19 protein-coding genes are annotated in these 19,012 nt (G+C 70.0%); 15 read left to right on the top strand and 4 right to left on the bottom strand.

The window, feature by feature from the left end; all coding sequences use genetic code 11:
* Positions 1 to 143: 143 nt before the first annotated feature.
* The 5 genes from AB0N89_RS09430 to AB0N89_RS09410 all read left to right on the top strand — a co-directional run bounded on the left by AB0N89_RS09430 (position 144) and on the right by AB0N89_RS09410 (position 5,634).
* Positions 144 to 1,538 carry an ammonium transporter gene (locus AB0N89_RS09430; protein WP_364202217.1) on the top strand — a complete coding sequence of 465 codons (1,395 nt, stop codon included), beginning with the start codon at positions 144 to 146 and terminating at the stop codon, positions 1,536 to 1,538.
* A complete protein-coding gene (locus AB0N89_RS09425; protein ID WP_020630602.1) occupies positions 1,535 to 1,873 on the top strand; it encodes a P-II family nitrogen regulator in 339 nt (112 codons plus the stop codon). Before AB0N89_RS09430 ends, AB0N89_RS09425 begins: the two co-directional genes overlap by 4 nt.
* Positions 1,874 to 1,882: 9 nt before the next feature.
* On the top strand, positions 1,883 to 4,192 hold the full coding sequence (locus tag AB0N89_RS09420) for a [protein-PII] uridylyltransferase (protein WP_364202215.1): 2,310 nt from the start codon (positions 1,883 to 1,885) through the stop codon (positions 4,190 to 4,192).
* A gap of 126 nt (positions 4,193 to 4,318) precedes the next feature.
* Positions 4,319 to 4,711 carry a hypothetical protein gene (locus tag AB0N89_RS09415; protein WP_364202212.1) on the top strand — a complete coding sequence of 131 codons (393 nt, stop codon included), beginning with the start codon at positions 4,319 to 4,321 and terminating at the stop codon, positions 4,709 to 4,711.
* A gap of 50 nt (positions 4,712 to 4,761) precedes the next feature.
* A complete protein-coding gene (locus tag AB0N89_RS09410) occupies positions 4,762 to 5,634 on the top strand; it encodes a Ku protein (protein WP_364202209.1) in 873 nt (290 codons plus the stop codon).
* Between the two features lie 242 nt (positions 5,635 to 5,876).
* Here AB0N89_RS09410 and AB0N89_RS09405 read toward each other — a convergent pair whose 3' ends face one another.
* Genes AB0N89_RS09405 through AB0N89_RS09390 form a run of 4 tightly spaced genes read right to left on the bottom strand, consistent with a single transcriptional unit; the run spans position 5,877 to position 10,826 of the window.
* Positions 5,877 to 6,881: an NlpC/P60 family protein gene (locus AB0N89_RS09405; RefSeq protein WP_364202206.1), complete on the bottom strand. Its 1,005-nt coding sequence runs from the start codon at positions 6,879 to 6,881 to the stop codon at positions 5,877 to 5,879.
* A gap of 8 nt (positions 6,882 to 6,889) precedes the next feature.
* A complete protein-coding gene (locus tag AB0N89_RS09400) occupies positions 6,890 to 7,372 on the bottom strand; it encodes a poly-gamma-glutamate biosynthesis protein PgsC/CapC (RefSeq protein WP_364202203.1) in 483 nt (160 codons plus the stop codon).
* Complete coding sequence (pgsB, locus tag AB0N89_RS09395) at positions 7,372 to 8,553, bottom strand: poly-gamma-glutamate synthase PgsB (protein WP_364202200.1); 1,182 nt, start codon at positions 8,551 to 8,553, stop codon at positions 7,372 to 7,374. The genes AB0N89_RS09400 and pgsB overlap by 1 nt, the downstream gene beginning before the upstream one ends.
* Positions 8,550 to 10,826 carry a HAMP domain-containing protein gene (locus AB0N89_RS09390; RefSeq protein ID WP_364202197.1) on the bottom strand — a complete coding sequence of 759 codons (2,277 nt, stop codon included), beginning with the start codon at positions 10,824 to 10,826 and terminating at the stop codon, positions 8,550 to 8,552. The genes pgsB and AB0N89_RS09390 overlap by 4 nt, the downstream gene beginning before the upstream one ends.
* A gap of 182 nt (positions 10,827 to 11,008) precedes the next feature.
* Between AB0N89_RS09390 and AB0N89_RS09385 the strand changes: the two genes are divergently transcribed.
* The 10 genes from AB0N89_RS09385 (at position 11,009) to rplS (ending at position 19,007) form a co-directional block, all read left to right on the top strand.
* Complete coding sequence (locus AB0N89_RS09385) at positions 11,009 to 11,926, top strand: hypothetical protein (RefSeq protein ID WP_364202194.1); 918 nt, start codon at positions 11,009 to 11,011, stop codon at positions 11,924 to 11,926.
* A gap of 117 nt (positions 11,927 to 12,043) precedes the next feature.
* Positions 12,044 to 13,579, top strand: a complete 1,536-nt coding sequence (gene ffh / locus AB0N89_RS09380) for a signal recognition particle protein (protein WP_192740946.1) — start codon at positions 12,044 to 12,046, stop codon at positions 13,577 to 13,579.
* Between the two features lie 3 nt (positions 13,580 to 13,582).
* Positions 13,583 to 14,656: an amidohydrolase family protein gene (locus AB0N89_RS09375; RefSeq protein ID WP_364202191.1), complete on the top strand. Its 1,074-nt coding sequence runs from the start codon at positions 13,583 to 13,585 to the stop codon at positions 14,654 to 14,656.
* Positions 14,657 to 14,701: 45 nt separating this feature from the next.
* Positions 14,702 to 15,451 (top strand): CPBP family intramembrane glutamic endopeptidase, encoded by a 750-nt coding sequence (locus AB0N89_RS09370; RefSeq protein WP_364202413.1) that lies wholly within the window; start codon positions 14,702 to 14,704, stop codon positions 15,449 to 15,451.
* 57 nt (positions 15,452 to 15,508) lie between these two features.
* Positions 15,509 to 16,315: a CPBP family intramembrane glutamic endopeptidase gene (locus AB0N89_RS09365; protein WP_364202188.1), complete on the top strand. Its 807-nt coding sequence runs from the start codon at positions 15,509 to 15,511 to the stop codon at positions 16,313 to 16,315.
* Between the two features lie 157 nt (positions 16,316 to 16,472).
* Positions 16,473 to 16,919: a 30S ribosomal protein S16 gene (gene rpsP, locus AB0N89_RS09360; RefSeq protein WP_005154724.1), complete on the top strand. Its 447-nt coding sequence runs from the start codon at positions 16,473 to 16,475 to the stop codon at positions 16,917 to 16,919.
* Complete coding sequence (locus AB0N89_RS09355; protein ID WP_003103110.1) at positions 16,916 to 17,155, top strand: RNA-binding protein; 240 nt, start codon at positions 16,916 to 16,918, stop codon at positions 17,153 to 17,155. The genes rpsP and AB0N89_RS09355 overlap by 4 nt, the downstream gene beginning before the upstream one ends.
* A gap of 24 nt (positions 17,156 to 17,179) precedes the next feature.
* A complete protein-coding gene (gene rimM, locus AB0N89_RS09350) occupies positions 17,180 to 17,692 on the top strand; it encodes a ribosome maturation factor RimM (RefSeq protein WP_364202185.1) in 513 nt (170 codons plus the stop codon).
* Positions 17,692 to 18,456, top strand: coding sequence for a tRNA (guanosine(37)-N1)-methyltransferase TrmD (trmD, locus tag AB0N89_RS09345; protein ID WP_364202182.1), 765 nt, complete (start codon positions 17,692 to 17,694; stop codon positions 18,454 to 18,456). Before rimM ends, trmD begins: the two co-directional genes overlap by 1 nt.
* A 182-nt stretch (positions 18,457 to 18,638) precedes the next feature.
* Positions 18,639 to 19,007 (top strand): 50S ribosomal protein L19, encoded by a 369-nt coding sequence (gene rplS, locus AB0N89_RS09340; protein WP_191258447.1) that lies wholly within the window; start codon positions 18,639 to 18,641, stop codon positions 19,005 to 19,007.
* Positions 19,008 to 19,012: the final 5 nt, after the last annotated feature.

Here is a 19,012-nt window from a genome sequence, read left to right as displayed (position 1 = left end):
ACAGAACGCACCAGGTCAGCGGAAACCTGCACGTAACAACGCCGTACCGACAGTTCACGCGGGTGAAACCTGATTCGAGGCCCGAGGAAACACCCCGGTCCAAAGATTCCTGCGCAGTACACCCCAGGCACGGGAGGAAGATTGTGCTGAACGCAGGAGACACGGCATGGGTGTTGATCAGCGCCGCGCTGGTCATGCTCATGACACCGGGATTGGCGTTCTTCTACGGCGGCATGGTCCGCGCGAAGAGCGTTCTGAACATGTTGATGATGAACTTCATCGCGCTCGCCGTCGTCGGTGTCCTCTGGACGCTGTACGGCTTCACGATGGCGTTCGGCAACGACGTGGGCGGAGGGCTGCTCGGTAACTTCGACTTCGCGGGTCTCTCGACCATCTCCGGCAAGCTCGCCGGGTTCGCGACGGCCGCGACGGGCAGCACGCCCGAGGTCGCCTGGCCCGGCTCGGACGCGCTGCCGCTGTTCGCCTTCGTGATGTTCCAGCTGATGTTCGCGATCATCACGCCCGCGCTGATCTCCGGTGCCATCGCCGACCGCGCCAAGTTCTGGGGCTGGACGCTGTTCGTCGCGGTGTGGGTGACCATCGTGTACTTCCCGGTCGCGCACTGGGTGTTCTCGTTCGACGGCTTCATCGGCCCCGACTCGGTCGGCGGCTGGATCGCCAACCAGCTCAAGGCGCTCGACTTCGCGGGCGGTACCGCGGTCCACATCAACGCCGGCGCGGCGGGCCTGGCGCTCGCGCTCGTGCTCGGCAAGCGCAAGGGCTGGCCGAAGGGCACCGGACGCCCGCACAACGTGCCGTTCGTGCTGCTGGGCGCCGCGCTCCTGTGGTTCGGCTGGTACGGCTTCAACGCCGGTTCGGCGCTGGCCGCCAACGACCTCGCCGCCGTCGCGTTCACCAACACCACCGTCGCGACCGCGGCCGCCGTGCTCGGCTGGCTGGTCGTCGAGCAGATCAAGATCGGCAAGCCGACCACCCTCGGCGCCGCGTCCGGCGCCGTCGCGGGCCTCGTCGCGATCACCCCGGCGGCCGGGTTCGTCAGCCCGCTCGGCGCGATCGCCATCGGCCTCGTCGCCGGCGCCCTGTGCGCCCTGGCGATCAGCCTCAAGTTCCGCTTCGGTTTCGACGACTCCCTCGACGTCGTCGGCGTCCACCTCGTGGGTGGTCTCGTCGGTACGCTGCTCATCGGCTTCTTCGGCACCACCAGCGTCAACTCGCTCGGCGTCGACGGCCTGTTCTACGGCGGCGGCCTCGGCCAGCTGGGCAAGCAGGCGCTCGCGGCGGCCGTGGTCCTCGGCTACTCGTTCGTGCTCACCTTCGTCATCGGCTGGGTGATCAAGAAGCTCGGCGGGTTCCGCGTCAGCGCGGAGGACGAGGTCAGTGGTATCGATGAGGCCCAGCACGCGGAGAGCGCGTACGACTTCACCGGTTCGGGCGGCGGCCTCGGCCAGCCGACCAGCATCCCGGTCAAGGCGCCCACCGGAAACGCGGCCACGAAACTCGAGGAGAGCAAGGCATGAAGCTGATCACCGCGATCGTCAAGCCGTTCACGCTCGACGACGTCCGCTCCGCGCTGGAGCAGCTGGGCGTGCTCGGCATGACGGTCAGCGAGGTGCAGGGCTACGGCAGGCAGAAGGGCCACACCGAGGTCTACCGGGGTGCGGAGTACTCCGTCGACTTCGTGGCGAAGCTGCGGGTCGAGGTCGTCACCGACGACTCGAACGTCGAGAAGGTCCTCGACGCAATCACCACGGCCGCCCACACCGGCAAGATCGGCGACGGCAAGATCTGGGTGACGCCGGTCGAGACGGTGATCCGGGTACGCACCGGCGAGCGCGGCTCGGACGCCCTATAGGCGTCAGGGATGGCCGACGGGGGTGAGCTGGTCAAGGCCACCGAGCGCTTGCTCGAAGGCAGGCACGGGAGGCTGGGGGCGTCCGCGTTGCGGGCGGCCCTGGTCGACCTCTACGAATTCTGGTTGGGCAAGGGCGCCGCGGCGGTCGGCGTGGACACCGCAGAACCCGGTGTCGCGCTGGCCGCCGTCGGCGGCCTGGGGCGTCGCGAACTGGTGCCCTTCTCCGACCTCGACCTGCTGTTGCTGCACAACGGCAACGGCGGCGTCGGCGAGATCGCCGACGCGATCTGGTACCCGTTGTGGGACGCCAAGATCGGCCTCGACCACTCGGTCCGCACACCGGGTGAGGCGCTGAAGGTGGCGTCCGAGGACCTGCGGACCGCGATGGGGCTGCTCGACATCCGCCCCATCGCCGGGGACGCCGAGATCACCGCCAGGCTGGCGGCCGCCGCACGGGACCAATGGCGGCGGACCGCCCGGAAACGGGTGGGCGACCTGTCGGACGCGGTGCGGCAGCGCTGGGCCCGCAGCGGTGAGATCGCGCAGTCCGCCGAGCCGGACCTCAAACACGGCCGAGGCGGGCTTCGCGACTTCGCCGTCTTGGAAGCGCTGGCGGCGGCACAGCTGACAGCCAGGCCGGGCGAGGAACTGCTGGCGGCCAAGAGTCTGCTGCTCGACGTCCGGACGGAGTTGCGCCGGGAACTGCGCCGGGAGCGGGACGTCCTCAGCGCGCCGGAGGCCGAGACGGTCGCCGCCGAACTCGGGTTCGGCGACAGGTTCACCTTGGCGCGCAAGCTTTCCGGCGCCGGGCGGACGATCGCGTACGCGGTCGACGTGGCGCTCCGGTCCACTGTGGAACCGCCCAAGGCGCGGTTCGGGAGGCGGCCGTCGCGGACGCCGCTCGACGAAGGCGTCGTCCTGCACGGGAACGAGGTCGCGCTGGCGCGGGACGCGTTGCCCGCCAAGGATCCGGCGTTGCTGCTGCGGGTCGCGGCGGCGTCGGCGCGGATCCGGAAGCCCATCGCGCACGGGACCTTGCGGACGCTCGCCGACACCGCGCCGGAACTGCGCGCGCCGTGGCCCGCCGACGCGCTCAAGGCGCTGGTGGAACTGCTCGGCGCGGGCGAAGGCCTGGTCGACGCCGTCGAGGCGCTCGACCGCACGGGACTGTGGGCGCGGCTGTTCCCCGAATGGGGGGCGGTGCGGGATCTCCCGCCGAGGTCGCCGGTCCATTCGTGGACCGTCGACAGGCATCTCGTGCGCGCCGCGGTCGAGGCGTCGAAACTGACGACCACCGTTTCGCGGCCGGACCTGTTGCTGATCGGCGCGCTGCTGCACGACATCGGCAAGGGCCGTGACGCGGACCATTCCGAACTCGGCGCGAAGATCAGCGCCCAGGTCGCGGCCCGGCTCGGGTTGTCGCGGGACGACACCGCGCTGGTGGGGGCGATGGTGCGGCATCACCTGCTGCTGCCGCACACCGCGACGCGGCGGGACATCAGCGATCCGGCCACGATCCAGCGGGTGACGAAGACACTCGACGAGAACCTGGTCCTGCTGGAACTGCTGCACGCGCTGACGACGGCCGATTCGCTGGCGACCGGCCCGGGTGTCTGGACCGACTGGAAGGCCCGGCTGCTCGCCGAACTCGTGTCCGGTTGCGAGGAAGCGTTGCACGGCAAGGGTTTCGTCCCGCCGGAGCCGATGGGCGCCGAACAACGGGAGCTCGTCGCCGAAGCCGTCACGTCCGGTCGCGGGGAGGTGCGGATCACCGCCGCCGGCAAGGTCGTGACCGTGGTGCTCGCGGTCCCGGCCCGCGCCGAACTGCTGGCGCCCGCCGCCGGGGTGCTCGCGCTGAACTCCCTGGAGGTCCACGCGGCGGTGCTGCGCGGGCACGACGGAGGACGGGCGGGCGTGTTCACGGCGTCGCCGAAGTTCGGCTCGCTGCCCGACGTCACGCTGCTGCGTGAGCAGTTCGCGCGGGCGGTGGCCGGGACGCTGCCGCTCACCCAGCGGCTCGCGGCGAAGGAACGGGACTACGGCGAGACTCCCACGGCTAACGCGAAGGTGATCTGGTTCGACGACGAGACCAGCGGACAGGACACGGTCGTGGTCGAGCTGCGGGCCGCGAACCGGATCGGTTTGCTCTACCGGGTCGCGGGCGCGCTGCGCCGGTGCGAGGCCGAGGTGCGCTGGGCGAAGGTGGCCACCCTCGGCGGCGCCGTGGTCGACTCGTTCGCCGTCGCGCCGCGTAGTGGCCGGGTCGACCAGGCATGGCGGTCGAAGATCGAAACCGCGCTGCTGGCGGCCGCTTCCTGACGGCTCCCGGGGGCGGGAGCAAAGGTCCCTTGCTCCCGCCCCCGGGGTGTCGCGCGAAGTGCGGAGGGTGACGGTGGCAGGATGTGCGCGGTCGAAACCCGAAGGCTCCGGAGGGGCGGTGACCGCGTGCTCGGTAACGAGCAGAATCCGCCCGGACCCCCGCGGACCTCGCTGCCACCGACCGTCGTCGCCTCTCACTTCCGGGCCTGCGCGGACGATCTCGCCGTCTCCCTGACCGCGGCAGGCACCGCCGCGACCGTCCCCGAACTGATCAAGGTGGTCCGGCATCTCGTCGCGGGCCAGCAGGCCCTGGCCATCGCGCTCGAAGGTATGGCGGGCCGGGTCGAAATCGGAAGCGAAGGCGCGCTGTCTACCGCTCCGATGGTCGACGTCGAGGTCGTAGCGGAAGTACTCCGAGCGGCCGCCACCGCTGTCGACTGTTCGGCGGACGCGCTCGCCGAATCACGCCCTTCATTCGAATGTGTGAGCGAATCAGTGGCCCCTGACACCCGTTTGTAGCTGTTCGGCCGCTTCGGCGCGTGGATACGCTGACCAGGCGGAGGTGGGCCATGCGCGCGGTGTGGAAAGGCACGATCGGATTCGGGACCTACGCCATCCCGGTGAAGGCGTACAGCGCGACCGAAGAGCGCAACATCCCCCTCCACCAGGTGCACGAGCCGGACGGCGGCCGGGTGCGGGTGAAGTGGGTCTGCGAGGTCGACGGCGCCGAGGTGCCCGCGACCGAGATCGCCAAAGGCCACCCCGTTCCCAACGGCGACGTGGTCCTGCTGACCGGTGGCGACTTCGCGTCGCTGCTCGGGCCGACCACCCAGTCGATGGACGTCGTCGGTTTCACCCCCGCCGAGCAGGTCGACTCGATGTACTTCGCGCGCAGCTACTACCTCGAACCTGAGCCGACCGGCACCAAGCCGTACGTGCTGCTGAGCGAGGCGCTGCAGCAGTCCGGGCGGATCGCGATCGTGAAGGTGACGCTGCGGCAGCGCGAGACACTCGGCGCGCTGCGCGTGCGGGACCAGGTGATCCTGCTCGAAACGATGCTGTGGCCCGACGAGGTCCGGCGGCCCGACTTCCCGTTCCTGCACGAGGACGTCGACCTGCGGCGCGGGGAGCTGCGGAACGCGGTCTCGCTGATCGAAGACCTCACGCGGGACTTCGACCCGGCCCAGTACACCGATCGCTACCGGGAAGCCCTCGAAGCGCTCATCCAGGCGAAAGTGGACGGTGACGACATCCTCCAGCCGACCGCCGCGGAACAGGCCGAGGGCGTGACACGGCTGCTGGCCGCCCTGCAGCAGAGCGCGGTCGAAGCCGACCTCGCGCCGGTCGCGAAGGCCAAGGACGCCGCGGACAAAGCGCGTCAGGCGCGGGCGCGGGCGAAGAAGGCGTCGTCGGCCAAAACGCGCGCCGAGCCGGTTGAGTAGTTCTACCCAGGGGCAGTTGGGGGTCTTCACGCTGCCGTGACCCCGCGGTGACAGGGCATTGTCATGTCATCGCGCGGAGAGAGCGCGGGAAGCGGAAGTCGCCTGGTACTGGGGGTCCGGCGAGACCGAATCCCGCGAGATCGCCAAGTGTGCTCACGGTCGGCTCGCGGGGAGGCGAGCCTTCCGTAGGGGCTCCGGTACCGGTCCGCGAGGGGCGACCGGTCCCGGAGCCCTGTTTCGCGTCAGAGTCGTTTGGCCGCGCGGAAAGCCTTCGCGTAGGTGCCTTCGCCGTCGATCAGGGACGTGCCGCCGGCGTCGCCGAAGGTCGGCCCGTTGGCGACCTTCCGGCTGGACAGCACCCGCCGCTTGCCGTCGCTGTCGATCCCGAGATAGATGCCGGTGTGCGAAACCTGGGACCCGAGCTGCGGTTCCAGGTTGAAGAACAGCAGATCGCCGGGCTGCAGGGCCGAGTAGTTCGAGGCCTGCTTCTTGGTGTCGGCGATCACGGGGGTCCCCGGCCCCAGCTCCGACATCGCCCAGGCGCGCCGCGGCAGCCCCGCCCCCTTCGTGTTGCCTCCGAGCAACGGGTAGCCCGCCCGGTAGCCGTAGACCATCCGCACGAAACCGGAGCAGTCGAGAGAACCGAACCGGGTCCGCTCCGCCTTCTCGCGCTTGTCGGGGAATTCCCAGTCGACGCCCAGGTAGTCGTAGAAGTCCGACTTCTCGAGCCGTCCTTCGGCGCTGTCGGGGCCGAAGGACGCGTCGCCCGCGACGCGGAGCTTCTTGGATGTCTGGGGTTCGGAGCCATCGGTGTACTGCAGGGCCATCGCCAGCAGGTCGGGCGACGTGTCGCCGAGGGCCTTGGGCAACCAGTCGCGGAACCACGCCTCGTTCTCCGCGCCCGCCTTCCACGGTTCCGGCGCGAACCGGATCCAGGCCGACGAGGTGATGGTGGCGGTGGTGAACTTCGGTTCGGCGAAGGTCCGGCTCTTGCCGGTCAGCATGGCCGATCGCGAGCCGTCGGTGAAGGAGGCCAGCTGGGTGCCGAGGGAGTCTCGGACGACGGTCCGCGCCGGGTTTTCGAGCCGTTCGTAGGTGTAACCGCCGACAGCCGCTTCGCCGCCCGGAGCGGCGGACGCCGACAGCGCGGTGATGTCCTGCTTCTCCTGCGTCGCGACGTAGACCGCCGCCGTGCCGGACACCCCGATCACCGCGACCAGCACTCCGATCCGGATCGCTCTGCGCATCGACGACCTCACAACGTGGGGACCAGCCCGACCAGCACCCCGCTGATCAGGATCGCGTAGCTGGCGAGGCTCACGCCCCCGGTGGCGAGGACGGTCGCCGCCGGCGGCTGCCGGACCAGCTGATAGGCCACCAGGCCGGGCACCACGAAGCCCAGCGTCTGGTGCACGAACAGCAACGGGAAATCGGCCTGGAGCACGAGCAGCAGGGTGGTCTGGAGGACGACCCCCAGCAGGACCACCGCGGCGAACAGGCGCTTGCCGTAAAGGATCACGACGCGCTGCAGGATCTTCGTGCCCCCGTAGGTCAGCGCGGTCATGAGCACGATGATCGCCGCCCGCCGGAAGTCCTCGACGATGGTGAGCGCGATCCACCCCGGCGTGATCATGCCGCCGGGTGAGAGGTTCGTGGTCAGGTAGCAGACCAGGGACAGCAGCAGCCCGATGGCGAGACCGATGGTGGCGACCTCGGGGGAGAGCGAAGTGGTGAGCATCAGGAGGCGATCGTCTCCAGTTTCGCGAGTTCGTCGATGAGCAGTTCGCCCTGACCGTGGATGTTGCCGATGGCGACCAGCGACGCCTGCCGGTCGACACCGCCGATGATCTTGCGCAGCAGTTCCTCCGGGGGCCGGGAGCCGCCGAGATCGACGACGCGGTCCTGCCATTCGTCGGGGATCGCGATCCGCGCGCTGCGCGTCGGCTCGCCGATCAGCACCACCCGTTCCGGCGCGACCCGCGGGATCAGCGCGCCCATCTGCCCGTTGCGCTCGACGCGGTCGGGGCGGCAGTTGATGATCACGTGCAGCGGGTCGGCGATCGCCCCCTGCGCGCGGAGCTGGTCGATGTTCATCAGCGTCGATTCGGGGTCGTTCGCGGCGAAGACGTTGGCGAAGCGCACATGGCGCCGTCCGGCGCGGTAACGGTGCACCTGGAGCACCCCGGGGTCCGGCGGGGCGGACCACATTCCTTCCAGCGCCAGGTTCCGGTTGACCTTGAGCAGGTCGGCGACGGCCAGGGCGATCGCCACGTTCTCCTTGAACGTGATCCAGCCGAACCCGCGCATCTCCTCGTCGGTGACGCTCTCCGGATCCACGGCGATCAGGCGGCAGTTCCGCTTGTCGGCCTCTTCCTGAAGGATCGCGAGCCGGTCCTTCTCCGCGGTGAGGCAGATCCCGCCGACCGGCATCGAGCGGCTCAGCGACCGCGCCACGTCGTCCAGCGTCGGGCCCATCTCGGCGAGATGGTCCTCCCGGACGTTGCACAGCACGCCGATGGTGGAGCGGATCAGCTTGCTCTGGTTGATCTCCTGGAGATCCGGCATCACCGCCATGCACTCGATCACCAGCGCGTCCGGCCGGTACGCGGCGGCACGGCGGACGATGCCGATCTGCTCGACGACGTTGGCGATGCCGAACTTGCGGTAGACCGGTTCCTCGCTGCCGTCGGGGTGGATGAAGCGGGCGGCCGTGCCGGTCGTCTTCGCGGTCGTCACGAGACCGCCGCCGCGCAGGGCGCCCGCGCAGAGCCGGGTGATCGACGATTTGCCGCGGATGCCGTTGACCAGCACCCGGGTCGGGATGCTGTGCAGGTTGCGGTAGTGGCGGCGCTGCTCGGCGACACCCGCGGCGAGCGTCGCCAGCGAGGCGATGAGGAGGACGGAGTAGAGGAACGTCATTTTCGGCTCTGCCCCCGTTCCGCCAGTTCGCGCCGCCGCGCCGGCCGGGCAGGCTCGGTCTCGGCCTCGATCCGCTGGAGCAGTTTGGTCTCGTCGGTCGCCGCTCCTTCCGGGCGGCGCACCTCCCCGAGCCGCGCCTTGCCGTCGGTCAGCGCTTGGCGGCAGATCTCGACGCACGACGCGATGGTGCCGATCTCATCCTGGCGCTGGGGATAGACGACCGCGCCCATGCCGACGCCCTTGGCGATCGGCACGGCGGACTCGGCCACCCGTCGCAACGGCAGGACGACCACCAGCAGATGCCAGGCGAACAGCATCAGGGCGACGACGGCGGTGAGGAGGGCGGCGACCCTGGCTCCCGAACGCACCGTGTTGTCCGCGACGCCGAGTGAGGCGATCGGCTGGTCGGCGACGACGACCCACTTCAGCTCGGCCACGCTGCCTTCGCCGGCCAGGCGGTTCGCGACGACCAAGGACGAATCGGTGCTCTCACGGGCGTCCTTTCCGGACTGCGCGGTGGTGATGTTCTCGACCAGCACGGCGTCGGTGACCTCGGAGAAGGCGAGGTAGCCCTGGGTGTCGGCGATGGTGCGCTTGCCCTCGTCGACCACTCGCACGCGGCCGCCCGCCGAGCCGAGCACCGACGCCATCCTCGGGATGTCGTACTCGCCGACCAGGACTTTCCCGGAGTCCGGCAGGTGCGCGAAGGCGTACACCACGGGGACCCGGCCGCTGGTGTTGTGCTGGCGGACGCCCCAGCCGTCGGGCACCTTCCCCGGATCGCGCAGCGACTCGCGCCCTTCCTGGTGAAGCACGGCGCCTTCCGCGTCGGCGACGTAGACGCTCCGGAACCGGCTCTCGTTCTCGGCGAGTTCCCGGAGCATGCCGTTCAGCCGGTCCGGCTGTGCCGTCGAGCCGAGCCGGGCCACGGAGCGCAGATCGCCGAGCCCCTGGGCGAGGCTGCGGCGCAGGGTCTCGGCCGAATGCGCGACCCGGCCGCCGTACTCGCCGAGCACGGTCGGGGAGACCGCGGCCTGCTGGCGGCCGAGGGTCGCGGCGACCGCGACCGACCAGCCGAGCAGCGCGATCGTCACCACGCCGACGACGAGCAGCGCGGAGAACCGCGCTTTCACCTTGGCGCGGGGGCGGCGCACGGCCAGCTTCGCCCGGTAGCGCTCCACCGCGCGGGTCAGCCGGTTCACCTCGCGGATCCTGGATTGCCGCACCGGCTCGTCGAGCGCGCCCGCCGCGACCGCGAGCGCGTCGGCGCGCAGGCGGAGGACCGGTTTGACGACGGCGCGCCGCAGCAGCACGAATCCGGCGAGGGCGAGGACCAGCAGCACGGCCGCCGGGATCAGGCCCGGCCAGCGGACCGGCACCGGTTCGACCGGGAACCGGCTGAGGGCGACCACCGCCAGCCCGAGGCTCCCGGCCGTGCCGTCCGAAGCGATCGGGGCGTACGACACGACCGGCGCGACTTGCTCGCCCGGTTTGGCCGGGTTCGTTCCGGCGTCGCCGGTGAGCACACCCGATTCCCCCGCCGCGGCGGCGGTGGCGGCGCGGGACAGCAGGCCCTGGGCGACGCTGTCGGTCTCGGCCACTTCGGCGCCCGACGAAGAGAGCGGCGCGCCGTCCGGCGTGACCAGCCGGATCTGCTGCACGGTGCCCTTGCCGAGTTCCGCCGCGATACCGCGCAGCGGGGTCGACACGACGAGGAGCTTGCCGTCGCGTCCGCCGGTGAGGGGCAGGGCGGTGAGCACGAGCGGGTTGTCGCCGGGCCGGGCGATCGGCCGGACGGTGAGGTTCGTGACGTCGACTTCGCGGAGGTTCTCGACCGCCACCGGTTCGCCGTGGGTGGCCACGACCTTCTTCGCCGCGGGATCGAAGACGGCGATCCCGCGCCAATCGGGGTACGTCTCGCCAAGGCGGTCCAGAACGGCGTCGTCACCGGCGGTGTCGAACACCCCGGAATCGGCCGCGACCCGGAGGTCGCCCGCCGCCGAAGTGGCCGACGTGGCCAGCGCCTGGGCGAGCGCGGTGGTCGCGCGCTGCCGTCCCGCGGTGACCTCGTCCGGGACCTGCTTGTCCGAGTCCGCGCGGAGCAGCGACAGCGGCCCGGCCGTCGACAGGTAGACGGCGGTGAAGGCGGTGATCATCAGGAGCAGGACGAAGGTCGTGACGGACGCCACCCCGACGCCGCGGGGGAAACCCGCCTCGGGGATCTGGTCGCGCAAGCGCGCCGCGGGATCAGGCTGGTCCTTCTGCCGCTTCACTGGCCTTCGGCCTTTCGGTTGACATCGGCTGGCTCGCGGCTCATATCGGCCTGTAGCGGAGCTTGTTCCCGATCAGGTCACATCGAGGTATCGAAAGTGTCGGTAGGACGGTACAACTTTGCTTATTGTCGGTAAAAGGCGGCTTGCGTTACCCAAACGGGTTAATCAGTAGAGTCGGCGCCGTGATCGGCCGAAAGCGGATGTTGCTCAGCGTGGTCAGTGTCGCCGTCGCGCTGGCACTGGTGCTGACGCTCGTGCTGGTCCTCGGCGACGACGAGCCGTCACCATCCGCTCCCGACCCGGAGGCCGACCTGAATTCCCTGATCGCCGGATTCACCACCGCGCTCTCCGCCGAGCAGGACTACCGGTCGCCGGAAGCCGCCGAACGCCGCACGGCCGCGTCCGGTTTCACCGGGCTGCTGGAGGCCGCGCCCGCCGGCGCGGCAGACCTCGGCAAGCTCGGTTTCTCGGTGCGCGACGGGATCGACCGGAAGACGGGGCGGCCCTACACGGTGGCCGTGAACGAACACGGCACCGAGCGGGCGTGGGGGATGTACCTGATCGACCGGTCCGCGCCGCCGTCGCTGGTCGTCGAAGTCCCGCATCCCGCGTCCGATCTCCGGACCGAGTCTTTCGGCCTCGACTACTTCCGCCGGGTGCCGGGCGCGGTGCTGCTGATCGCGGGCGCGCACCGGAAGGCGGACGACGGCCATGCCGACGTCGCGCACGAGGTGGACTCCGTGTTCCACGTCGTGGCCACGACCCTCGCAGGACGAGGACTTCCGCAGGTCCAGCTGCACGGCTTCGACGACCAGAACATGCCCGACGACGACATCGTGCTCTCGTCCGGCGCGACGGTGGCCGGTCCGCCCGCCCGGCGCGCCGCCGACCGGCTCGAAGCCGCCGGACTCGGCGTCTGCCGGGCCTGGGCGTCGTCGTGCGGCGCGCTCGAAGGGACGAAGAACGTCCAGGGCAAGGCCGCGGCGAAGGACGGCACGGTCTTCTTGCACGTCGAGATGAGCCGTACGGTCCGGGAATCCGCGGCCGCCCCCGCGAACGTGATCCAGGCTCTGGCGGAAGCGGACCTCCACGAACCGTGAGTCCGGGCGATCGGGTCTTCGCAACCGTGTCAACGCCCGCGTCGAACACCGACTACCCTGGAAAGCCGCCGGTCCGTACCGGCAAGCCACCACGACCCAGCTGGAGCGTGCACACCCGTGTTCGACACCCTCTCCGATCGGCTCACGTCCGCCCTGCAGACCCTGTCTCGCAAGGGCAGGCTCTCCGACGCCGACATCGACGCCACCGCGCGCGAGATCCGTATCGCGCTGCTCGAGGCGGATGTCGCGCTCTCCGTGGTCAAGGACTTCATCGCCCGCATCAAGGAGCGCGCCAAGGGCGCCGAGGTGCACGGCGCGCTGAACCCGGCGCAGCAGGTCATCAAGATCGTCAACGAGGAACTCGTCACCATCCTCGGCGGCGAGACCAGGCGGCTCACGTTCGCGAAGAACCCGCCGACGGTCATCATGCTCGCGGGTCTCCAGGGCGCCGGTAAGACGACACTCGCCGGCAAGCTCGCGATGTGGCTGAAGAAGCAGGGCCACGCGCCGATGCTGGTCGCCTGTGACCTCCAGCGCCCCAACGCGGTCACGCAGCTGCAGGTCGTCGGCGAGCGGGCGGGCGTCGCCGTCTTCGCGCCCGAGCCCGGCAACGGCGTCGGCGACCCGGTCGACGTCGCCCGCCGCGCCATCGACGAGGCCAAGCGCGCCCAGCACGACATCGTCCTGGTCGACACCGCCGGCCGCCTCGGTGTCGACGAAGAGCTGATGAAGCAGGCCGCGGACATCCGCGACGCCGTTTCACCGGACGAGACGCTGTTCGTCGTCGACGCGATGATCGGTCAGGACGCGGTCACCACGGCCGAGGCGTTCCGCGACGGCGTCGGCTTCACCGGCGTGGTGCTCACCAAGCTCGACGGTGACGCCCGCGGTGGTGCCGCGCTGTCGGTCCGCCAGGTCACCGGCCAGCCGATCCTGTTCGCGTCGAACGGTGAGAAGCTCGAAGACTTCGACCTCTTCCACCCGGACCGGATGGCCAGCCGGATCCTCGGCATGGGTGACGTGCTCAGCCTCATCGAGCAGGCCGAGCAGCACTTCGACCAGGAGAAGGCCGAGCAGACCGCGGCCAAGCTCGGCAGCGGCCAGCTCACCCTCGAAGACTTCCTGGAGCAGATGCTCGCGGTCCGCAAGATGGGCCCGATCGGCAACCTGCTCGGCATGCTGCCCGGCGCCGGCCAGATGAAGGACCAGCTGTCCCAGGTCGACGACAAGCAGCTCGACAAGCTCCAGGCGATCATCCGCGGCATGACCCCCGCCGAACGGGCGGATCCGAAGATCATCAACGCCTCGCGCCGGGTCCGGATCTCGAAGGGGTCCGGTGTCGCCGTCCGCGACGTCAACGACCTGGTCAACCGGTTCTTCGAGGCGCGCAAGATGATGGCGCAGATGGCCGGTCGCTTCGGCTTCGGCGGCGGAGGCGGCGGCAGCAAGAACCGCAAGGGCAAGAAGGGGAAGAAGGGCAAGGGGCGCGGCCCGACGCAGCCCAAGGTCCGCGGCGGCTTCCCCGGCGGCATGCCGATGCTGCCCCCCGGCGGCGGCATGCCCGGCGGGATGCCCGACCTCTCCCAGCTCGGCGGCATGAACGACGTACCCGGGTTCGACCCGAAGAAGTTCAAGCTGCCGAAGGACAAGTAGCCCGTGGAGGCGCTGCACCTGGCGGGCGTCGTCCTGCCGGACGGCGAGCACCGTGAGCTGTGGGTCACCGGCGGCCGGATCACCACCGAACCGGTCGCCGGAGCGGAAACCGTCGTCCGGGAAGGCTTTCTCGTACCCGGACTGGTCGACGCTCACTGCCATCCCGGGATCGGGGTCGGCGGGCCGACCACGCTCGAAGAGGCCGCCGAGCAGGCGACCACCGACCGCGACGCCGGGACGCTGCTGATCCGCGACTGCGGGCTGCCGATCGACGTCCGGCCGCTGCAGGAACGGGCCGACCTGCCGCGCATCATCCGCGCCGGACGGCATCTCGCCCTGCGCAAGCGCTACATCCCCGGTCTGGGTATCGAACTCGAAGACCCTTCCGAGCTGCCGAAGGCGGCCGCCGAACAGGCCCGTGACGGCGACGGCTGGGTCAAGCTCGTCGGCGACTGGATCGACCGCGGCGTCGGCGATCTCGCGCCTCTGTGGCCCGACGACGTCCTCGCCGAGGCCATCGCCGCCGCGCACGCCGAGGGCGCCAAGGTGACGGCGCACGTGTTCGGTCAAGCCGCTCTGCCGGGCCTGATCGACGCGGGGATCGACTGCCTCGAACACGGCACGGAGCTCTCCGCGGACCAGCTGGGCGTCCTCTCCGAACGCGGGATCGCGCTCGTGCCGACCCTCATCAACATCGAGAACTTCCCCGGCATCGCCGACAAGGCGGGCAAGTACCCGGTGTACGCCGATCACATGCGCGCGCTGCACGCGGGCGTCGGAGACATGGTCTCGACGGCGATCGAGGCGGGCGTCCGGGTGTACGCCGGAAGCGACGCGGGCGGCATGGTCGAGCACGGCAGGCTCGTCGACGAGATCGAGGCGCTCCACAAGGCGGGCATGTCCGCGGAACAGGCGCTGGCGTCGGCTTCGTGGGCCGCGCGCGAATGGCTGGGCGTGCCGGGGATCGTCGACGGCGCTTCGGCGGATCTCCTCGTCTACCCGTCCGATCCCCGTGAGGATCTCGCGGTGCTACGCCATCCGAGCCATATCGTCCTGCGTGGCAAGATCTACGCCTGACCCGACTACACCAGTGACCGGAGCGGCACTTAGCGTGGAGGCGTGGTGGACGACGGGCAGGCTCGCGAGCGTCTGGTGCTCGGAGCGCATTGGGGATTCGTAGCGTTCTTCGCGGGGATCGCCGGATACCACCTCGTCACGCTCGTCATGAGCTTCTTGCTGTCAGGCCGCTTCGGCGGCTACGACCCGCTCGAACTCCGTGACGTCGGGCCGCTGCTGATCCTCGCGTTCCTGCCGACCCTCGTGCTCGGCCTCGGCCCCGCGATCGGCTCACGCGTCTGGGGGCAGGGACTCCGCACGGATTTCGGGCTCAAACCCACCTGGCGCGACGTCCGGATCGGGCTCGCCTGCGGAGCGGCCGCGCTCGCCGCCGGCTACCTGCTCAACCTGCTCCTGCTCGCCGTGTACGGGACCGACGGCGATGACAGGACCTTCTCCGACGTCTCGCCGGGCCCGATCACGGAACTGTCCGGCACCGCCGAGGGCGACACCGTCTGGCTGGTGCTGGCGGCGGTCATCGTCGTCCTCGCCGCCCCGGTCACCGAAGAACTGCTCTTCCGCGGCACGCTCTGGAACGCGATGGGCTACCACCGCCTGCCCTCGTGGGTGACCCTGCTGGTCACCGCGCTGGTGTTCGCCCAGCTGCACGGGGAGGCCGCGCGCACGATCGCGTTGTTCGGCCAGGGCATCGCCATCGGCCTCGCCCGCTATCTTTCCGGCCGGGTGAGCGCGGCCGTCATCGCGCACGCCGCCAACAACCTCCCTCCGGCTGTATTGCTCTTCGCGGCGAGGTGATCGCCCTTGAAGGCGGTTAGAGTCTGTGAGTAACCGAACGATCACCGGAGGATCGGCGTGACCGTATCTCAGCCCAGGGAGCCGATCCCCGAGGCCGCGCCGCCGGACGAAATCGCTTCCGGAGGTGAGGTGGCCGCGCCCGGCACGCCACCGCCGCATCGCTGGGGATTCGGGGCCTTCCTCCTGGTGGAGGCCGTCCTGCTGGCGTCGGCGGCGTTCATCAGCGTCCTGCTCGGCGACGTCCAGCCCGGCCAGCCCCTGCCGATGCGCATGGTGCTGCTGGGCACGATGGTGCCGACGATGATCGCGGCCGGTGTCGCGCTGCTGATCACCCGCCTGCGCGGGAACGGCCCGGTCATCGACCTGCGGATCGGCTGGAGCTGGGCCGACGTCAAGGTCGGTCTCAAACTCGGGGTGCTCGGGCTCGGGTTCACCTCGCTCGCTGCCTGGGCCTGGACGCAGCTCGTGGGCAACGAGAACGCGACGTCGGCGATCAGCGCGCTCGTCGAAGACCGGCGGATGTCGGTCTCGGCTGCCGTCGTGATGTTCATCTACCTGTGGCTGGTCGGGCCGATCTGCGAGGAGATCATCTACCGCGGCCTGCTGTGGGGAGCGGTCGAGCGGCTGACGTGGCGCACCGAACGCTGGGGGAGGATCGCGGCGTTCCTGGTCTCCACGGCCGTTTTCGCGGCGAGCCACCTCGAACCGCTGCGCACCACGTTGCTGCTGGTGATCGCGATCCCGATCGGGCTGGCCAGGGTGTTCACCGGGCGGCTGCTCGGCAGCGTGGTCGCCCATCAGGTGAACAACTTCCTCCCGGCCGTGACGATCCTGCTCGCCTCGCTCGGCATAGCCGCGTTCTGACGCGCGGCCGGCATCTGGCAGAATGTTCGCTTGCCTGCTTTGGCCGGACCCTCTCACCGCGCCCGAGCTCACCCTTCGGGTGTGCGCAGCCGTGTCCCCACTCGGCCGTCGCGCGCCTTCCACATGCATCAGAGAGAACTGAGGAGTACCCACACCCGTGGCCGTCAAGATCAAGCTGCAGCGTCTCGGCAAGATCCGTGCGCCGTACTACCGCATCATCGTCGCCGACGCGCGCACCCGCCGTGATGGCAAGGCCATCGAGACGATCGGCAAGTACCACCCCAAGGAAGAGCCGAGCTTCATCGAGGTCGACACCGAGCGGGCCCAGCACTGGCTGTCCGTCGGCGCCCAGCCGACCGAGCCGGTCCAGCGCATCCTCGAGATCACCGGTGACTGGCAGAAGTTCAAGGGCCTGCCGGGCGCCGAGGGCACCCTGAAGGTCGCCGAGCCGAAGCCGTCGAAGCAGGACCTGTTCAACGCCGCGCTCGCCGCCGCCGGTGACTCGGCCTCCGCCGAAGCCACCACGCCGAAGAAGAAGTCCGCCCCGAAGAAGGCCGAAGCCGACAAGGCCGAGGCCGCCGAGGGTGACAAGGCCGAGGCGTGAGCTTCCTCGCTGACTCCCTCGAGCACCTGGTGCGCGGGATCGTCGACAACCCGGACGAGGTCCGGGTCGAGCTGCTGACCACTCGCCGTGGCCGCACGCTCGAGGTGCACGTGCACCCCGACGATCTCGGCAAGGTGATCGGCCGGGGCGGTCGTACCGCGACCGCCCTGCGCACCGTCATGGGCGGCATCGGTGGCCGCGGCGTCCGCGTGGACGTCGTCGACACCGATCGCTGACCGAGGACAAGAGACAGATCGGGAATGGACGTCGTAGTCGGCCGTATCGCCAAGGCGCACGGAATCCGCGGGGAACTCGCGGTGGACGTGCGCACGGACTCGCCGGAACAGCGGTTCGCGGTCGGTTCGGCCGTCACGACGAAGCTGCGTGACGGCAGCAGCAGGAACCTCACCATCGCAGCCGCCCGCGAACACAGCGGGCGGCTGCTGGTGCGTTTCGAAGAGGTGCTGACCAGGGACGTCGCGGAAACCCTCCGCGGCGCGCTGCTGCTCGCCGACACCTCGACGCTGCCGCCGACCGAAGACCCCGACGAGTTCTACGACCACGAACTCGAAGGCCTCCGGGCCGAGCTCGCCGACGGCACGGTCGTCGGCAAGGTGCTCGAAATCGTGCATTCGCCCGCCGGCGAACTGCTGTCGATCGAGCACGACGGACGTGAGGTGCTGGTGCCGTTCGTGAAGGCGATCGTCCCGGCCGTCGACGTCGCGGGTGGCCGCGTGGTCCTCGACCCGCCGGAAGGCCTGCTGGACGCCTGATGCGCCTCGACGTCGTCACGATCTTCCCCGAATACCTCGACCCGCTCCGCGCCGCGCTGCTCGGCCGGGCGATCGACCGCGGCCTCATCGAGGTCGGCGTGCACGACCTGCGGAACTGGACGCACGACGTCCACCGCGCGGTCGACGACGCGCCGTACGGCGGCGGACCCGGCATGGTGATGAAACCGCAGATCTGGGGCCCCGCCCTGGACGACGTCTGCGGCGAGAACACCCGCCTCGTGGTCCCCACCCCCGCCGGACGCCCGTTCACCCAGGCCATGGCCCACCAGTACGCCGCCGAGGAGCACCTCGTGTTCGCGTGCGGCCGCTACGAGGGCATCGACCAGCGCGTGATCGACGACGCCGCGCGGCGGATGCCCGTCGACGAGGTCTCCATCGGCGACTACGTGCTCGTCGGCGGCGAGGCCGCGGTGCTGGTGATGGTCGAGGCCGTCGTCCGGCTGCTGCCCGGCGTGCTCGGCAACGCCCGCTCCGCCGAGGAGGACTCGTTCTCCGACGGCCTGCTCGAAGGTCCCAGCTACACCAGGCCGGAGGTCTGGCGGGACCTGGCCGTGCCGGACGTCCTGCGCTCCGGCAACCACGCGCTGATCGACCGCTGGCGCCGCGACCAGGCGCTGGAACGCACCGTGCGGCGCAGGCCCGAACTGATCGGCCTGCTGCCGGAAGGTAGTCTCGACAAGCACGATCTCAAGGTCCTCGACCGGTTGAACGAGGACTCCGGCCAGGCCGGGTCAACCGCCTGAGTCCTGGTCTGCAATACTTGACAGGTTGGCGTGGATAGACGCGGGAGTTTTTACAACGGCCAGTGGCCGATGTTAAAGATTCGAGCTCATCCGGAACGCCATCAGCCCCCGGGTAGGTCGCAGTGCAGACACTGCGCGCCCAAGCTGTACGTAAGCCATACGAAGACGAGGACGGACCACCGATGAACACCCTGGACGCGCTGGACGCGCAGTCACTGCGTTCCGACATCCCGGACTTCCGACCGGGCGACACGCTCAAGGTTCACGTCCGCGTCATCGAGGGCAACCGCGAGCGTAACCAGATCTTCCAGGGCGTCGTGCTGCGTCGCCAGGGCGGCGGCGTCCGCGAGACCTTCACGGTCCGCAAGGTGTCGTTCGGCATCGGCGTGGAGCGAACCTTCCCGGTGCACTCGCCGAACATCGCCGAGGTCGAGGTCTTCAAGCGCGGCGACGTCCGCCGCGCGAAGCTGTACTACCTCCGCGAGCTGCGCGGCAAGGCCGCCAAGATCAAGGAGCGCCGCGAAAACCGCGAGACTACCTCCGCCAAGTAGGTAGC

Source organism: Amycolatopsis sp. NPDC089917 (assembly GCF_040684635.1).
Classification (GTDB): Bacteria; Actinomycetota; Actinomycetes; order Mycobacteriales; family Pseudonocardiaceae; genus Amycolatopsis.
Note: the sequence above shows the minus strand (reverse complement) of the source record. Positions and strands in the feature narration are given on the sequence as shown.